This window comes from Mesorhizobium sangaii (assembly GCF_014207355.1).
Classification (GTDB): domain Bacteria; phylum Pseudomonadota; class Alphaproteobacteria; order Rhizobiales; family Rhizobiaceae; genus Mesorhizobium; species Mesorhizobium sangaii.
Genome location: NZ_JACHEF010000001.1, coordinates 660,268 through 672,990, shown reverse-complemented (window position 1 = coordinate 672,990; position 12,723 = coordinate 660,268). Strand labels below are relative to the sequence as shown.

General features: G+C 64.2%; 12 protein-coding genes. 7 read left to right on the top strand and 5 right to left on the bottom strand.

What is annotated here, in order from left to right; genetic code table 11:
* The first annotated feature begins 57 nt into the window (after positions 1 to 57).
* A complete protein-coding gene (gene rarD, locus HNQ71_RS03465) occupies positions 58 to 975 on the top strand; it encodes an EamA family transporter RarD (RefSeq protein ID WP_184871185.1) in 918 nt (305 codons plus the stop codon).
* A gap of 9 nt (positions 976 to 984) precedes the next feature.
* Positions 985 to 1,686 carry a glutathione S-transferase family protein gene (locus HNQ71_RS03460; RefSeq protein WP_184871184.1) on the top strand — a complete coding sequence of 234 codons (702 nt, stop codon included), beginning with the start codon at positions 985 to 987 and terminating at the stop codon, positions 1,684 to 1,686.
* 17 nt (positions 1,687 to 1,703) lie between these two features.
* On the opposite strand, the gene HNQ71_RS03455 is transcribed toward HNQ71_RS03460, so the two are convergent.
* The 3 genes from HNQ71_RS03455 to HNQ71_RS03445 form a co-directional block, all read right to left on the bottom strand.
* Complete coding sequence (locus tag HNQ71_RS03455; protein WP_184871183.1) at positions 1,704 to 2,702, bottom strand: transporter; 999 nt, start codon at positions 2,700 to 2,702, stop codon at positions 1,704 to 1,706.
* A 150-nt stretch (positions 2,703 to 2,852) separates the two neighbouring features.
* On the bottom strand, positions 2,853 to 5,162 hold the full coding sequence (locus tag HNQ71_RS03450; protein WP_184871182.1) for a glycosyltransferase family 2 protein: 2,310 nt from the start codon (positions 5,160 to 5,162) through the stop codon (positions 2,853 to 2,855).
* A gap of 154 nt (positions 5,163 to 5,316) precedes the next feature.
* Positions 5,317 to 5,607 (bottom strand): muconolactone Delta-isomerase family protein, encoded by a 291-nt coding sequence (locus HNQ71_RS03445; protein WP_184871181.1) that lies wholly within the window; start codon positions 5,605 to 5,607, stop codon positions 5,317 to 5,319.
* Positions 5,608 to 5,718: 111 nt separating this feature from the next.
* On the opposite strand from HNQ71_RS03445, the gene HNQ71_RS03440 reads away from it, so the two are divergent.
* Positions 5,719 to 6,624: a LysR substrate-binding domain-containing protein gene (locus HNQ71_RS03440; protein WP_184871180.1), complete on the top strand. Its 906-nt coding sequence runs from the start codon at positions 5,719 to 5,721 to the stop codon at positions 6,622 to 6,624.
* Positions 6,625 to 6,667: 43 nt separating this feature from the next.
* On the opposite strand, the gene HNQ71_RS03435 is transcribed toward HNQ71_RS03440, so the two are convergent.
* A complete protein-coding gene (locus tag HNQ71_RS03435; protein ID WP_184871179.1) occupies positions 6,668 to 7,279 on the bottom strand; it encodes an LOG family protein in 612 nt (203 codons plus the stop codon).
* 114 nt (positions 7,280 to 7,393) lie between these two features.
* Between HNQ71_RS03435 and HNQ71_RS03430 the strand changes: the two genes are divergently transcribed.
* From HNQ71_RS03430 to HNQ71_RS03415, 4 genes are all read left to right on the top strand, one after another.
* Complete coding sequence (locus tag HNQ71_RS03430) at positions 7,394 to 8,866, top strand: LysM peptidoglycan-binding domain-containing protein (RefSeq protein ID WP_184871178.1); 1,473 nt, start codon at positions 7,394 to 7,396, stop codon at positions 8,864 to 8,866.
* A 107-nt stretch (positions 8,867 to 8,973) separates the two neighbouring features.
* Positions 8,974 to 9,321, top strand: a complete 348-nt coding sequence (locus tag HNQ71_RS03425) for an ArsR/SmtB family transcription factor (protein WP_184871177.1) — start codon at positions 8,974 to 8,976, stop codon at positions 9,319 to 9,321.
* A gap of 22 nt (positions 9,322 to 9,343) precedes the next feature.
* A complete protein-coding gene (locus HNQ71_RS03420; RefSeq protein ID WP_184871176.1) occupies positions 9,344 to 11,224 on the top strand; it encodes an ABCB family ABC transporter ATP-binding protein/permease in 1,881 nt (626 codons plus the stop codon).
* A 267-nt stretch (positions 11,225 to 11,491) separates the two neighbouring features.
* Positions 11,492 to 11,839 (top strand): antibiotic biosynthesis monooxygenase, encoded by a 348-nt coding sequence (locus tag HNQ71_RS03415; protein WP_184871175.1) that lies wholly within the window; start codon positions 11,492 to 11,494, stop codon positions 11,837 to 11,839.
* Between the two features lie 5 nt (positions 11,840 to 11,844).
* Here HNQ71_RS03415 and HNQ71_RS03410 read toward each other — a convergent pair whose 3' ends face one another.
* Positions 11,845 to 12,708 (bottom strand): SMP-30/gluconolactonase/LRE family protein, encoded by an 864-nt coding sequence (locus HNQ71_RS03410; protein WP_184871174.1) that lies wholly within the window; start codon positions 12,706 to 12,708, stop codon positions 11,845 to 11,847.
* Positions 12,709 to 12,723 lie beyond the last annotated feature (15 nt).

Genomic DNA, 12,723 nt, shown 5'->3' with positions numbered 1-12,723 from the left:
GATCCATCAGAACTTTGTGATGGTCTTGGCAAGGTGGCTGGGCCATAGCGTTGGCCCATGGCCACTGAAGCAATTGCCCTGGACACCGATTCAAAGGCCCGCCGCGGCTTTCTCTTGGCGCTAGGCGCCTATCTGCTGTGGGGATTGCTGCCCTTCTATATGAAGGCGGTCGCTCACCTGCCGCTGGCCGAAGTCATCGCCCACCGGATCGTCTGGTCGGTGCCGATCGCCGCTGCCGTACTGGTCTGGGCCGGCCGTACGGCGGATTTCAAGGCCGCGCTTCGCTCGCCCCGCACCATCGCCATGGCCGCGCTGACAGCGGCGCTGATTTCGGTCAACTGGGGCATCTATGTCTGGGCGATCGCCGTCGACCGCACCGTCGAGACCGCGCTCGGCTACTACATCAACCCGCTGGTCAACGTCGTCGTCGGTGCGCTGCTGCTGGGCGAGCGTCTCGACCGGTTGCAGATCGCGGCGGTGGTGCTGGCGGCAGTCGCCGTCATGGTGCTGACCATCGAGGGCGGCAAGCTACCCTGGGTGTCGCTGGCGCTGGCGTTTTCCTTCGCCGCCTACGGCTTCTTCCGCAAGACGCTGCCGATCGGCCCGAGCCAGGGGTTCCTGCTCGAAGTGCTTTTGCTGTCGGTGCCGGCCCTCGGTTACATCGCCTACCTGATAGCGACCGGGCAGGACCACATCGTATCCGGTAGTGGCGCCGATACGGCGTTGCTGATCGGCTGCGGTCCAGTCACATCGGTGCCGCTGCTGCTGTTTGCCTTCGGTGCCAAGCTGCTACGCCTCTCGACCATCGGCATCATGCAATACATCGCGCCGACCATGGTGTTCCTGATCGCCGTCCTGATCTTCGACGAACCCTTCGGCACCACCCAGGCCGTTGCCTTTGCCCTGATCTGGGCGGCATTGGCGATCTATTCCTGGTCGATGCTGACGAGCGCGCGCAAGGCTTCTGTCCGATAAGGAGTTTCCATGTACCTGCTGCACATTGCCAACAAGAATTATTCCTCATGGTCGCTGCGGCCATGGGTGCTCATGCGCGAGCTGGATATTCCATTCGAGGAGCGGCTGACGCCATTTCCGGCCGGATCGAGCTGGGATCTCTACCGGCCGTTCTCACCCAGCGGCCGGGTCCCATGCTTGATAGACAACAGCCTGGTCGACGATGGCTGGGCGGTCTGGGATTCACTTGGCATCGTCGAGTATATGGCCGAGCGTCACCATGGCGTCTGGCCCGTCGAGGCCAAGGCGCGCGCCTGGGCGCGCTCGGCCGCAGCCGAAATGCATTCGAGTTTCACCGCACTGCGCGACGCATGCCCGATGAGTTGCGGCGTTCGCATCAAGCCGTTCCCGATGTCCGATGCACTGAAGCAGGATCTCTTCCGCCTCGGCGACCTATGGAACGATGGCCTTGCCCGTTTCGGCGGGCCGTTTCTCGCCGGCGCCCATTTTACCGCCGTCGATGCCTTCTTTGCCCCGGTGGCGTTTCGGGCGCAGTCCTATGGGCTCACCTTCGAGGGGGCGGCTGCGGCCTATCCGGCACAGCTGCTCAATCTGCCGGCGATGCGGGAATGGTATGCGGCCGGCCTTGCCGAGACCTGGCGCGACCCGGACCACGAGGCGGAAATCCATGCCGCCGGCACCATCATCGAGGATCTTCGCGCCACAGCGTAAATACCGCCGGCCGTGCGCTACAACCCCCGGCCAAGCCGCCTGACGAACAGATAGGTGGCTGCCGCGATAAACACCGAGACCGCGGTCACCACCCAGAAACCCATGGGCGTGTCGACCAAGGGCAGCCCGCCGACATTCATGCCGAACAGGCCCGAGATGATGGTCATCGGCAGCAGCACCGCGGTCATGACAGAGAGTACATAGAGTAACTGGTTCGACTGCATGGTGAGCTTAGCCATCAGCTCGTCCTGCAACAGCCTTGTGCGCGCCTGCAACTGCTCGCCGTCATGATAGAGCGTATGCGCCCGCTGCGAGAGCCTTGCCGCCATGTCGTTGATCGGGTCAGGCAGCTCATTGCGATGCGAATGGTCGAGATGCCGGAACAGATTGGTGATCGTCGCCATCTGCCGATGGATCACCACCAGCTGCCGGCGCGCCTCGACCAGCGCCTGTCGTTCATTGTGCCATGCATCGCGCACGACGCGGTCCTCGATGCCGTCGAGCGTGTCGCCCAGCTTGCCGAGCTCGACCGACATGCCGTCGAGCGACTGGCCCGTGACCGCCTCGATCAGTTCCGCCGGCGAGCGGAATTTCCGCGATCCATTCTCCACCGCCTTGCGGACGGCATCGACCGATTCCAGCGGCTGCTTGCGCGCGCCGACCAGCATCGTCTCGTTGAAGGCAAAGCGGAAATGGACAAGCCCGCGCGCCTCCGAAAAGTCGTGTTTGAGATCCGGCAGATCGCCATAGAGCCAGCCATCCTCGAAGTCGATGTGACAGCCATGGCTGGGGGCAAGGAAGGCGTCGCGCACCGGTCCCGGCAAAGCTCTTTCAGCGCCGATCTCCTGGCGTGCATGCAGGTCGGTGATCTGATAGCTGCGCCAGGTCCAGCACGCCTGTGCCGGGTCCTTGGTGCGCAGGCCATCGGTTGTGAAATGATAGATGAAGAACAGCCCGTGCTCGTCGGGCAGGTAAGGCGACAGGTCGGTGCCTACCGGGGCAAGAGCGACATCCATGGGCAGTACCAGATGCGATTTTCGGACATGGCGCCGCGTGGCGGCAGCCTGACCGCGATTTCTAGCACGGACGAGTCCGCTTGCGTGTGACGGTTTCTTGACGGTCGATCACAGTCTGCCGATCACCGGCATCGCTTTCGATGTTGCCCGTCATCTTCGGCGCGCGAACGGGCCTAACGCCCAACGCAATGGTGCGGTCAGCCGCCAGCTGCGTGACGCGAGGATCGCGTCACGTTCTACGCGGAGAGCGTCTCGGTCGCGGACGAGCATGTCGCGTTGGAGGCTGAGGTCGTGGTTGGTGCGAACAAGTGCGTCATGGTCGAGTGGGAGGTCACGCGTCGTGACCGTCGGCTGCGGGTGTTCCTGCAGCGGCAGCCGGGCCAGGAGCCATTCGGAAATTGCTGCCGGAAGGGCCAGCGTTCCGTCCAATATCGGATTTGCCTCTGCCGATCCGGCGCTGAACAAGTGATGATAGTGGATGTGGACCAATCGCGCCGCGTCGGGTGCCGACAGCCCCGCCAGGTTGTTGAGGGGAAAATTGTGCGTATCCGGCAAGATTCGCACGGAGTGGTTTCCAGCGACTGCCGCCAGCGAGAAGGCGGCCTGGCTTGTACCCCAATAGGCGGTGGCCTCTCCGTGCAGAACCCCGGTCCCGGTGTTGTAGGTTGGCCCGTCGGCCCACGACTTCATATCGGCGGCCACCAATTGTCTGAAAATGTCTTCGGTGCGCTGGAAAAGCCCGCACGCCCTTTTTGCTACAAAAAGCCCGCCATTGTAGCTCGCCCTGACCGCCTGGCCACCGACCGTTGTGTGCACGATGGGCAGATGTTCATAGTCGACGCCGACAAGGGCGCACAACTTTCTCCAGTAGCTGTCGAAGGGGTCGCCAGGACCCGTCGTGCACATTCCCTTGACGTCTACAGGGCGCGCGGCGGCCGAACTTGCACCCAACGAAAAATCGGGCTCGGCGACAAATATCGTATCGCTGTCGAGCTGCACAATGATAGGCGGGCCCGGCCGACGTTCGACGTGAGCAAGCGCGTGAATGCGATACGACGTGCCATATTGCGGGCAGTAACTCTCGATCTCGATCGGCAGATATTCGACATCCATCTGCTCAAGTTTGCGCAGCGTCGACACGGATGGGCGACGGCTGCTCCTGGGCGACACGACCGTTATCGGACACCGCGAATAGGCACCGGCGAAACATCGTATGCTCTCGCACAGCAGCAGGGCTTGCGCTTCGAGAATGCCCGCCTCGGCAATCAGCACAAATTCGACGCTCTTTTCGGCGATGTCGCGCGCCTGGTCAGCCTCCCGCGGCAGTGCCGGCACGCCCGGCGGGGGTGCCGGTGAAGGCTCGATTTTCGCGGTTTCGCCGAGCCACTTCCCCGTCGCGCGCAACCGAGCCCTCAGGCCAGCCGCTAGCCGCCTCATTGCCGCTCTGGTCGCAGCACGCCGGTCGAGCGGCCAACACAGGGAACAGACCCTCAGCATCTCGTGTATCCGCAACGGCGGACTGGCCAGCATGCGGGCAACGAGGTCATGCGCCAGCTGCCTGGCGGCATCCGCATCCTCGGCCCGCTCGAACGGCCGGGCCGCGGCGAGGAAGACGCGAAGCACGCGAAGCAGCTTGCAGTAGGCGGCGGCGCGCCGCTCGACGGCGATCTCATGCCCCCGGATGAATTCGGTCATATCGCGCGCGAAGGCGTCGTCATAAAGATCGTAGGTCAGGCCGAGCTTGGCCCAAAGCGCCTCGCGGATCGGATGCGTCCGGTTGCGCGCGTTCTTCGAGTGCTTCGTGCTCAGCCCTTGCGTGTTCAGCCGGTAGCGCGTCAGCGGCTCGGCAAGGTTTCGTGCCCGGCACAAAGGCAGCAGGGCAAAACACAGATAGTGATCATGCGATATCCACTGATCGGCCTTGTAACCCCCGACGGCCTCGAAGCCGCTGCGGCGATAGGCCATGGATGAATGATAGAATGGATTGTGGAACAGGATGGTCCACCGGATCGCAAGATCCGTTTCGGGCATCAATTGCCCGCCGACGACGCGGTCGGCCTCGTCGATCAGCGTTACCGCGTTTCCGATGAGGCCAAGCTCGGAGTCCTCGTCCAGCGCGGCGACCAGCCGCCCGACATGCGTCGGCTCGGCAATGTCATCGCAATCCAGACGCACGATGATGTCGCCGCGGGCCGCCTCGATGCCGCGGTTGGCGGCGGCGGCTGGGCCAAGATTGGTGGGATTGGTCACGATCCGGATGCGCGGATCACGGCGTGCCAGTGCCTCGAAGACCGCGTCGTCGCCCGTCGCGTCGTCGACGATCACAAGCTCAAGATCGCGGAACTCCTGGGTTAGGATGCTGTCGACCGCCGCGTCGAGGAAACGCTGGTCGGTGTAGACGGTCATGACGACGGAGGCGCGTGGAGCGAGATCTGTTCCCGTCTCGGATCTGTTCTCCAAAGTTTGTCCCCCTGTAGATATTCCCCGATAGCCAACTCGCCCGCGAGCCGCAAACGGAAATCGCTACAGGACGAGCTTGCTCACCGGATCCGGCGAACGTCTTGGAGGGAGAGCGGGCGGCAAGCTTGGCCGACCGCCGTGGCTCCTGCGCCCGTCAGCGCTTCGGGCCGAAGCCTGGATAGGGGTTGAGCGGGACGATGGCGGCAATGTCCATCATGCCTGCCTTGACCAGCGGCAAGGTGGCGAGATGGTGGCGCACATCGGCGTCGCTGCCGGCCTCGAACATCATGCCGCTGCCCGGGATGTCGCCGCGGTTCCACACCTGTCGCACGGCGCCTTCGGCATAGAGCGTGCGCCGCTGTTCGGCCTCGCCGGGCAGCAGCGGCGCAAAATCGGCGTCGGTGAACTTTTCGGTGTTGCGGGTGAGAAGGGCAAAGAACTGCATGGCGGGTCTCCTTTGGTTGGGATGGCCCAACTATCGCCGCGCCTAGTCAGACTGTCCAAGACTGAATAGGATAAAATTGAGACCTCGAAGGACTTGAAGCTCGGAGAAAAAATGTTCGACCTGCGCCAGCTCCGCTATTTCGTCACGGTCGCCGAAACCGGCAATGTCGGCCGCGCCGCCGGGATGCTGCATATTTCGCAATCGCCGCTCAGCCGGCAGATCATGCAGCTCGAGGAGCAGCTTGGCGTACCCCTTTTTGAAAGAGCCAGGCAACGGGTCCATCTCAACGCCGAGGGCCGCGCCTTCCTCACCGAGGCCCGCTCGCTGCTGTCCAACGCGCGACGATTGGAGGAGTTCGGCCGCAACCTGGCCAGCGGCGCCGTCGGCCGTCTCGCCATCGGCTATGTCGAAGGCGCCGTGCATGCCGGGCTTGTCGCCGGGATGCTGCGTCAGTTCCGTCGCGAACGGCCGGATTTTCACCTTCAGCTACGAAGCCTGCGGTCGGCGGCGCAACTGGAGGGACTGCGGCAGCGCTCGCTCGACCTGGGTTTCGTCTATTCGCCGCCGGCTGAAGATGACGCGGACATCGCCACCATCGCGCTGCGCCATGAACCGCTGGTGCTGGCGATCCCCGAAGATGACCCGCTTGTAGGGTTGTCGGACATCAGGCCGCGCCACCTAGACGGCCGCACCTGGATCACCGTCGTGCGCCAACCTGTCGACACCAACCGGGGCCAGTTCCTGGCTGCTTGCGCCAAGGCCGGCTTTCACCCCGACATCGCTTATGAGACGGCCGATCCGTTGACCTCGCTCGGTCTGGTCAGCGCCGGTCTTGGCCTGGCCACGGTGCAGGCCAGCCTGCGTACCGCCGCACCGTCACGGATCGTGTTTCGCGACCTGCCATGGTTCGAGCGCACCGTTTCCATCCATCTTGCCTGGCGGCGTCACGACCGTCGCACGGTGATCGCCGGCCTGCGGGAGGCAGCGGAGGAAGAGGGTAGGGCAGTAGGACAGTGAGACAGTAGGACAATGAGACAGTAGGGCTACTGGCCTCCTCCTCCTACATTTTGTCGATCACCGACTGCATGCCCTCGGTCGGGGCGTCGACCGAGGAGCCTGCCACCATGATGGCGGCGACGATTGCCTCGGGGTCGTTGACCACCAGCGGCTTGACACGTTGCGCGGTATGGATGAAGCCCTCGGCGGCCATGTGGTCGAGCAGCGCCAGCATCGGATCCCAGAATCCGCCGATATTGCCGAAGACGATCGGCTTGCGGTGATGGCCGAGTTGCCCCCAGGTCATGACCTCGACGATCTCCTCGACCGTGCCGATGCCGCCTGGCAGCGCCACAAAGGCGTCGGATTTTTCGAACATCCTGTGTTTGCGCTCATGCATGTTGTCGGTGATTACGAGTTCGTCGAGCCGGTCAAGCGCGGTTTCGGTCGCCTCCTTGTTGATCAGGAAGCGCGGAATGATGCCCGTCACCTTGCCGCCGGCACGCAAGGCGCCCTCGGCGACGGCGCCCATTATGCCTTTGGTGCCGCCGCCGTAAATCAGCCTGAGGCCGGAGCGCGCAATCGAGCGCCCAAGCAGGTGACCGGCCTTGGCATAGGTTTCATCGCGGCCCGGAGACGAGCCGCAATAGACGCAGACGGATCGAATCGTGTTCATACTGATGATTGGTGATTGGGTCTGAAAGCGGGGTCAAGCCCGGGGCGGGCTTTTTCTTGTCGGCCTTGGCAAAACAGGCTAGACCGGCATTAGGTGGCTAAGGGGTAGGGAAATATGGCGATTAATCCACTGAAGGCGTTCCTGTTCGCAGCGGGTGGGACCGTTGCGGCCGCAGGAACCGCCTACATATCAGGCGCACTCGACCCATATCTCAATCGCACGCCGCCGGCGGAAGTGGCAGCACTGACCCCTCCCGCGACGCCGAAACCAGCCGATCCCGGCACGGAAGCGCGGCTGCCGCCAGCGGCGGTTCCGGCCGCTCCCGCCGCGGCGCCTCAGGCGACGGCCCCGGCCGCGCCCGCAACGGATGCGGCGGCGCCCGCTACAGCCGGTCCGATCGTGCCGTCCTTCGATGTGGTGCGCGTCGAGGGCAATGGCTCGATCGTCATTGCCGGCAATGCGGCGCCCAATTCCAAGGTCGAGATCCTCAACGGCACCACCGTGCTCGGCTCGACGGTCGCCGGCCCCGATGGCGCCTTTGTCATCGTGCTCGACGATCCGCTGAAACCCGGCGACTATACAATCGCATTGCGCGCCACCACCGGCGATGTCGTGACCGCCTCGGCGCAAACCGCCGTCGTCTCGGTTCCCAAGGATGCGGCAGGCCAGGTGCTGGCGATGGTCGAGGAGCCGGGCAAGCCGGCCGAACTGCTCACCGTTCCGGCGCCCGAGACAAAGCCGGCCGCACCGGCCGCCGGCGACCAGGCCGCCGCCCCGGCGGCTCCAGCGCCAGCCGTGGTCGCGGCAGCACCCGCTCCGGCGGCACCGGCCACGCCGCCCGCCGCATCGGTGGCCGAACCCAAGATCGTCGTCGAAGCGGTCGAGATCGACGGCAAGAAGATCTTTGTCGCCGGTCTCGCCGATGCCGGCCGCAAGGTGCGCGCCTATGCCAATGACATCCTGCTCGGCGACGCGCAGACGTCGCGCGATGGTCATTTCCTGGTCGAGGCGACGCGCGACATTCCGGTTGGCAGCTACACCATCCATGTCGACGGCCTCGATGCCGATGGAGTGACCGTTGTGACCCGCGCAGCCGTACCGTTCGAGCGCGAGCCGGGTGATTCTGTCGCCGCCGTGGCGCCCGCCGAAGCAAAGCCGGCCGCGCCCGCCGTCGCCGGGGCCGCTCCGGCGGAATCCGCATCGGCTCCTGCTGCACCGGCCACCCAGGCTCCGGCCGGGACGGCACCGGCCACGACGCCCGCTCCCGCCACCGACGCTCCGGGAGTAGTGGCTGCGGCAACGCCGCCAGGCGGTGTGCCCGAGACGGTGGCGCCCAAGCTCGAGCATGCCGGCAGTGCCGTCATCATCCGCCGCAACGATACGCTGTGGCGGATTTCGCGGCGCGTCTACGGTCATGGCGTGCGCTACTCGACCATCTACCTCGCCAACCAGGATCAGATCAGCGATCCCGACCGCATCTGGCCGGGGCAGGTGTTCAAGGTCCCGGAAAAGTCGAAGGAAGGCGAAGCCGCTGATCTCAAGGCAATGGGCGAGCAGGCGACGACGGCTCCGCCCAAGACCAAGTAGTCAGCCAGCGACTGAGCGCGTGATCTCCCCCCTGTGGGGGAGATTGGCAGTTCTACCCATCGGGTTAGCTTGCCTCACGGGTGGTCATCGTTTATCGCCGATAGACGATGACCGAATCCCCCTTCGAAACAGACGGATGCCGCCCCGCGCCGCGCAACTGCGACCCGGACAGCCGCGTTGTCGCAGCCCGCCTTGCCGCTCTTTCGCATCCGGCACGCATCGAAATCATAAAGCACCTGTCAGCCAGCAACTCCTGTTGCTGCCGTGAAGTCGTCGATCGTTTCGATCTGGCGCAGTCCACCGTGTCACAACACCTGAAGATACTGGTCGAGGCCGGGTTGGTCCGCTTCGAGCCTGATCGCCAGCGCTCGCGCTATGCGGTCGACCACGCCGCGCTCGCCGATGTTTCCGCTTCGGTCGCCGCGCTCGTCAATTCCTGCTGCTCCGGCCGCTGAAAATAAGAAGAAGGCACTAAAAATGGCCAAGAAGACCGTCTCCGACTCCTCGACCTTCAAGACGCTGCTCAATCTGTGGCCTTACATGTGGCCGGCGGACCGCGCCGATCTCCGGGCACGGGTCACCTGGGCGACGCTTCTCTTGGTTGTCGCCAAGCTGACGCTGGTCGCCGGTCCCTATTTTTTCAAATGGGCGACCGACGCGCTGGCCGGCGACGCCAAGTCCGTGCCGCCGCTGCCGACTTTTCTGCTGGCGCCCGTCATGCTGGTCGTCGCCTACAATGTCGTGCGCCTGGTGCAGCTTGGCTTCAACCAATTGCGCGACGCGCTGTTTGCCCGCGTCGGCCAGTTCGCGGTGCGCCAGCTCGCCTTCCGCACCTTCGTCCACATGCACGAACTGTCGCTGCGCTTTCACTTGGAGCGGCGCACCGGTGGCCTGTCGCGCATCATCGAGCGCGGCACCAAGGGCATCGAGACGATCGTGCGTTTCATCATGCTCAACACCGCTCCAACCATCCTCGAATTTGCGCTGACCACCGGCATCTTCGCCTACACCTATGGCTGGAAATACGTCGTCGTCGTCGCGGTAACGGTCTGGGTCTATGTCTGGTTCACGGTGCGAGCGAGCGACTGGCGCATCTCGATCCGCCGCGACATGAACGACAGCGACACCGACGCCAACACCAAGGCGATCGACTCGCTGCTCAACTACGAGACGGTCAAATATTTCAACAATGAAGGCATGGAGGCCGAGCGCTTCGACCGTTCCATGGCGCGCTACGAGATCGCCGCGACGCGCATCTGGACTTCGCTCGGCTGGCTAAACTTCGGCCAGGGCATCATCTTCGGTCTCGGCACCGTCATCGTCATGTGCATGTCGGCGCTGGAAGTGCAGGCCGGCACGCAGACGGTCGGCGACTTCGTCTTCATCAACGCCATGCTGATGCAGCTGTCGGTGCCGCTCAATTTCATCGGCTTCATCTACCGCGAAATCCGCCAGGGGCTGACCGATATCGAGCAGATGTTCGACCTTTTGGATGTACCGCAGGAGATCGTCGACAAGCCGGATGCCAGGCCACTCGCCGTCAGCGCAGGGAAGGTCGAGTTCCGCGACGTACATTTCTCCTATGACCCGAACCGCAAGATCCTGAAGGGCATCAGCTTCGAGGTGCCGGCCGGCAAGACGGTCGCCATCGTCGGGCCATCGGGCGCAGGCAAGTCGACCATCTCGCGGCTTCTGTTCCGCTTCTACGACGTCCAGGGCGGCCAGGTGCTGATCGATGGCCAGGATATCAGGGACGTGACGCAGGAGAGCCTGCGAGGGGCGATCGGCATGGTGCCGCAGGACACCGTGCTGTTCAACGACACCATCGCCTACAACATCCGCTACGGCCGCATCGGCGCCAGCGAGGAGGACATGCGCAAGGCGGCCGAACTCGCCCAGATCGGCCCGTTCATCGAGCGGCTGCCCGATGGCTACAAGTCGATGGTCGGCGAGCGCGGGCTGAAACTCTCCGGCGGCGAGAAGCAGCGCGTGGCGATCGCCCGTACGATTTTGAAAGCGCCGCCGATCCTGATGCTGGATGAAGCGACATCGGCGCTCGACAGCCACACCGAGCAGGAGATCCAGGCCGCACTCGACCTGGTTAGCCGTGGCCGCACCACCATCGTCATCGCCCACCGGCTGTCGACGGTGATTTCCGCCGACGAGATCATCGTGCTGCAGGATGGCCAGATCGCCGAGCGCGGCACCCACGCCGATCTGATGCGCAAGCATGGCCTCTACGCCTCGATGTGGGACCGCCAGCGCGAAGCGACCGAGGCCGAGGAGCGGCTGCGCATCGCCCGCGAGGGCGACGAGCTTGGCGTCATCGTCCGCCGCCGCACGTCTGAGGTGTCATAGCGGCAGCTCTCCTTCTCCCCTTGTGGGAGAAGGTGGCCGAGCGAAAGCTCGGCCGGATGAGGGGTGTTCCAGCTTGGTCGTACCTTCGCTCAATCTCCGATGCCTCGTTTCTTCCAACACCCCTCAACCGTCTCGGCGCTGCGCGCCGATCCACCTTCTCCCACAAGGGGAGAAGGGAAAAAAATCGCTTGACCTCAACTTTAGTTGAGATTGTAGGCCGTTCTTGGAGCCCGCAAACACCAAGATCCAGGAACGGAACAATCGAAAATGAGCAAGATAAATCAGAGTGCTGATGGCGGCAGCGTGTTCAGGGTGGACAAGTTCGTCGTCCCTGCCGCCGCCCGCGAAGAGATACTCTCCAAGGTCAGGGCAACGCATGAGGTGCTGCGCCGGCAGGATGGCTTCGTGCAGGATTTCCTGCTCGAGCAATTCTCGGGCCCGGGCGAATTCAACCTCGTCACGATCGTCGAATGGGAAAGCCAGGCGGCTGTCGACCGGGTCGTACCGATCGTCAAGGCCGAGCATGCGCGTGCCGGTTTCAATCCGCAGGAGACGATCGCCCGGCTCGGCGTGCGGGCTGACATCGCCAACTATCAGCGGATTCCCGGGGTCTAACGCTCCTACGGCCAGCCGACGCCAGGTGCCGGCGCTTCAACGCTGAGCACCTGGCCGGTGCGGGCATCCCCGGTCATATGCTCGAAGCCGCGCCATTCGGCGGCGGCGATGAACAGTGTTTTCCTGTCCGCGCCGCCCAGCATGCAGGCAAAGCAGCCGCGATCGGCATTGACGGTCTGCAGCACCTCGCCGCCTTCGACCACCCGCACGCAGTGCTTGTTGGGGACGTCCGCGTACCAGGCCGCCCCTTCCGAATCGAGGCAGATGCCGTCGGGAAAACCATCGAGGTCGGCCCAGACGCGGCGGTTGGCGAGACTGCCGTCCGCGGCGATGTCGAACGCGGTCAGCCGGTTGGCGTGCGATTCGGCGACGATCAGCGTCCTGTTGTCCGGCGTCACCGCCATGCCGTTGGCAAAGGCGATATTTTCCGCCACTTGCCGGACCGCGCCGTCCGGCGTGACCAGCACGACGGTACCTGGGCCGAATTGCTGGCCGGGAGCCGGCGCCGGGCCGCCGCCATTGACATAGATGTTGCCGCGCCCGTCGACGACGATCTCGTTCCACGGGCTTTTCGACAGACCTCGCAAATCGGCATGCGTGACGAGCGAGCCATCGGCTTCCTGCCTGAGCAGCAACCCCTCGCGACCGGAGACGACGAGCAGGCGACCGTCAGGCAGCCAGTCTATGGAGTAGGGCAGTACAGCCGGCACGGTGAGGACGATCTCGCGGTTGCCGTGGTCGTCGACGGCGATGATCTCGCCGGTACCCCAGTTGCAGAGCCACAGGCGTCCGTCATGCCAGCGCGGCGATTCCCCGAAGGCGAGGCCTTCCGTCACGACACGAGCTTTGTTGCCAGATGATGCCTGCATGATCGGGAGCCTCCG

Coding starts and splice junctions, on each gene's coding strand:
- HNQ71_RS03425 (WP_184871177.1), top strand. CDS start 8,974: ATGACCGAATCCCCCTTCGAAACAGACGGATGCCGCCCCGCGCCGCGC.
- rarD (WP_184871185.1), top strand. CDS start 58: ATGGCCACTGAAGCAATTGCCCTGGACACCGATTCAAAGGCCCGCCGC.
- HNQ71_RS03415 (WP_184871175.1), top strand. CDS start 11,492: ATGAGCAAGATAAATCAGAGTGCTGATGGCGGCAGCGTGTTCAGGGTG.
- HNQ71_RS03420 (WP_184871176.1), top strand. CDS start 9,344: ATGGCCAAGAAGACCGTCTCCGACTCCTCGACCTTCAAGACGCTGCTC.
- HNQ71_RS03435 (WP_184871179.1), bottom strand. CDS start 7,279: ATGAACACGATTCGATCCGTCTGCGTCTATTGCGGCTCGTCTCCGGGC.
- HNQ71_RS03460 (WP_184871184.1), top strand. CDS start 985: ATGTACCTGCTGCACATTGCCAACAAGAATTATTCCTCATGGTCGCTG.
- HNQ71_RS03430 (WP_184871178.1), top strand. CDS start 7,394: ATGGCGATTAATCCACTGAAGGCGTTCCTGTTCGCAGCGGGTGGGACC.
- HNQ71_RS03445 (WP_184871181.1), bottom strand. CDS start 5,607: ATGCAGTTCTTTGCCCTTCTCACCCGCAACACCGAAAAGTTCACCGAC.
- HNQ71_RS03455 (WP_184871183.1), bottom strand. CDS start 2,702: ATGGATGTCGCTCTTGCCCCGGTAGGCACCGACCTGTCGCCTTACCTG.
- HNQ71_RS03440 (WP_184871180.1), top strand. CDS start 5,719: ATGTTCGACCTGCGCCAGCTCCGCTATTTCGTCACGGTCGCCGAAACC.
- HNQ71_RS03410 (WP_184871174.1), bottom strand. CDS start 12,708: ATGCAGGCATCATCTGGCAACAAAGCTCGTGTCGTGACGGAAGGCCTC.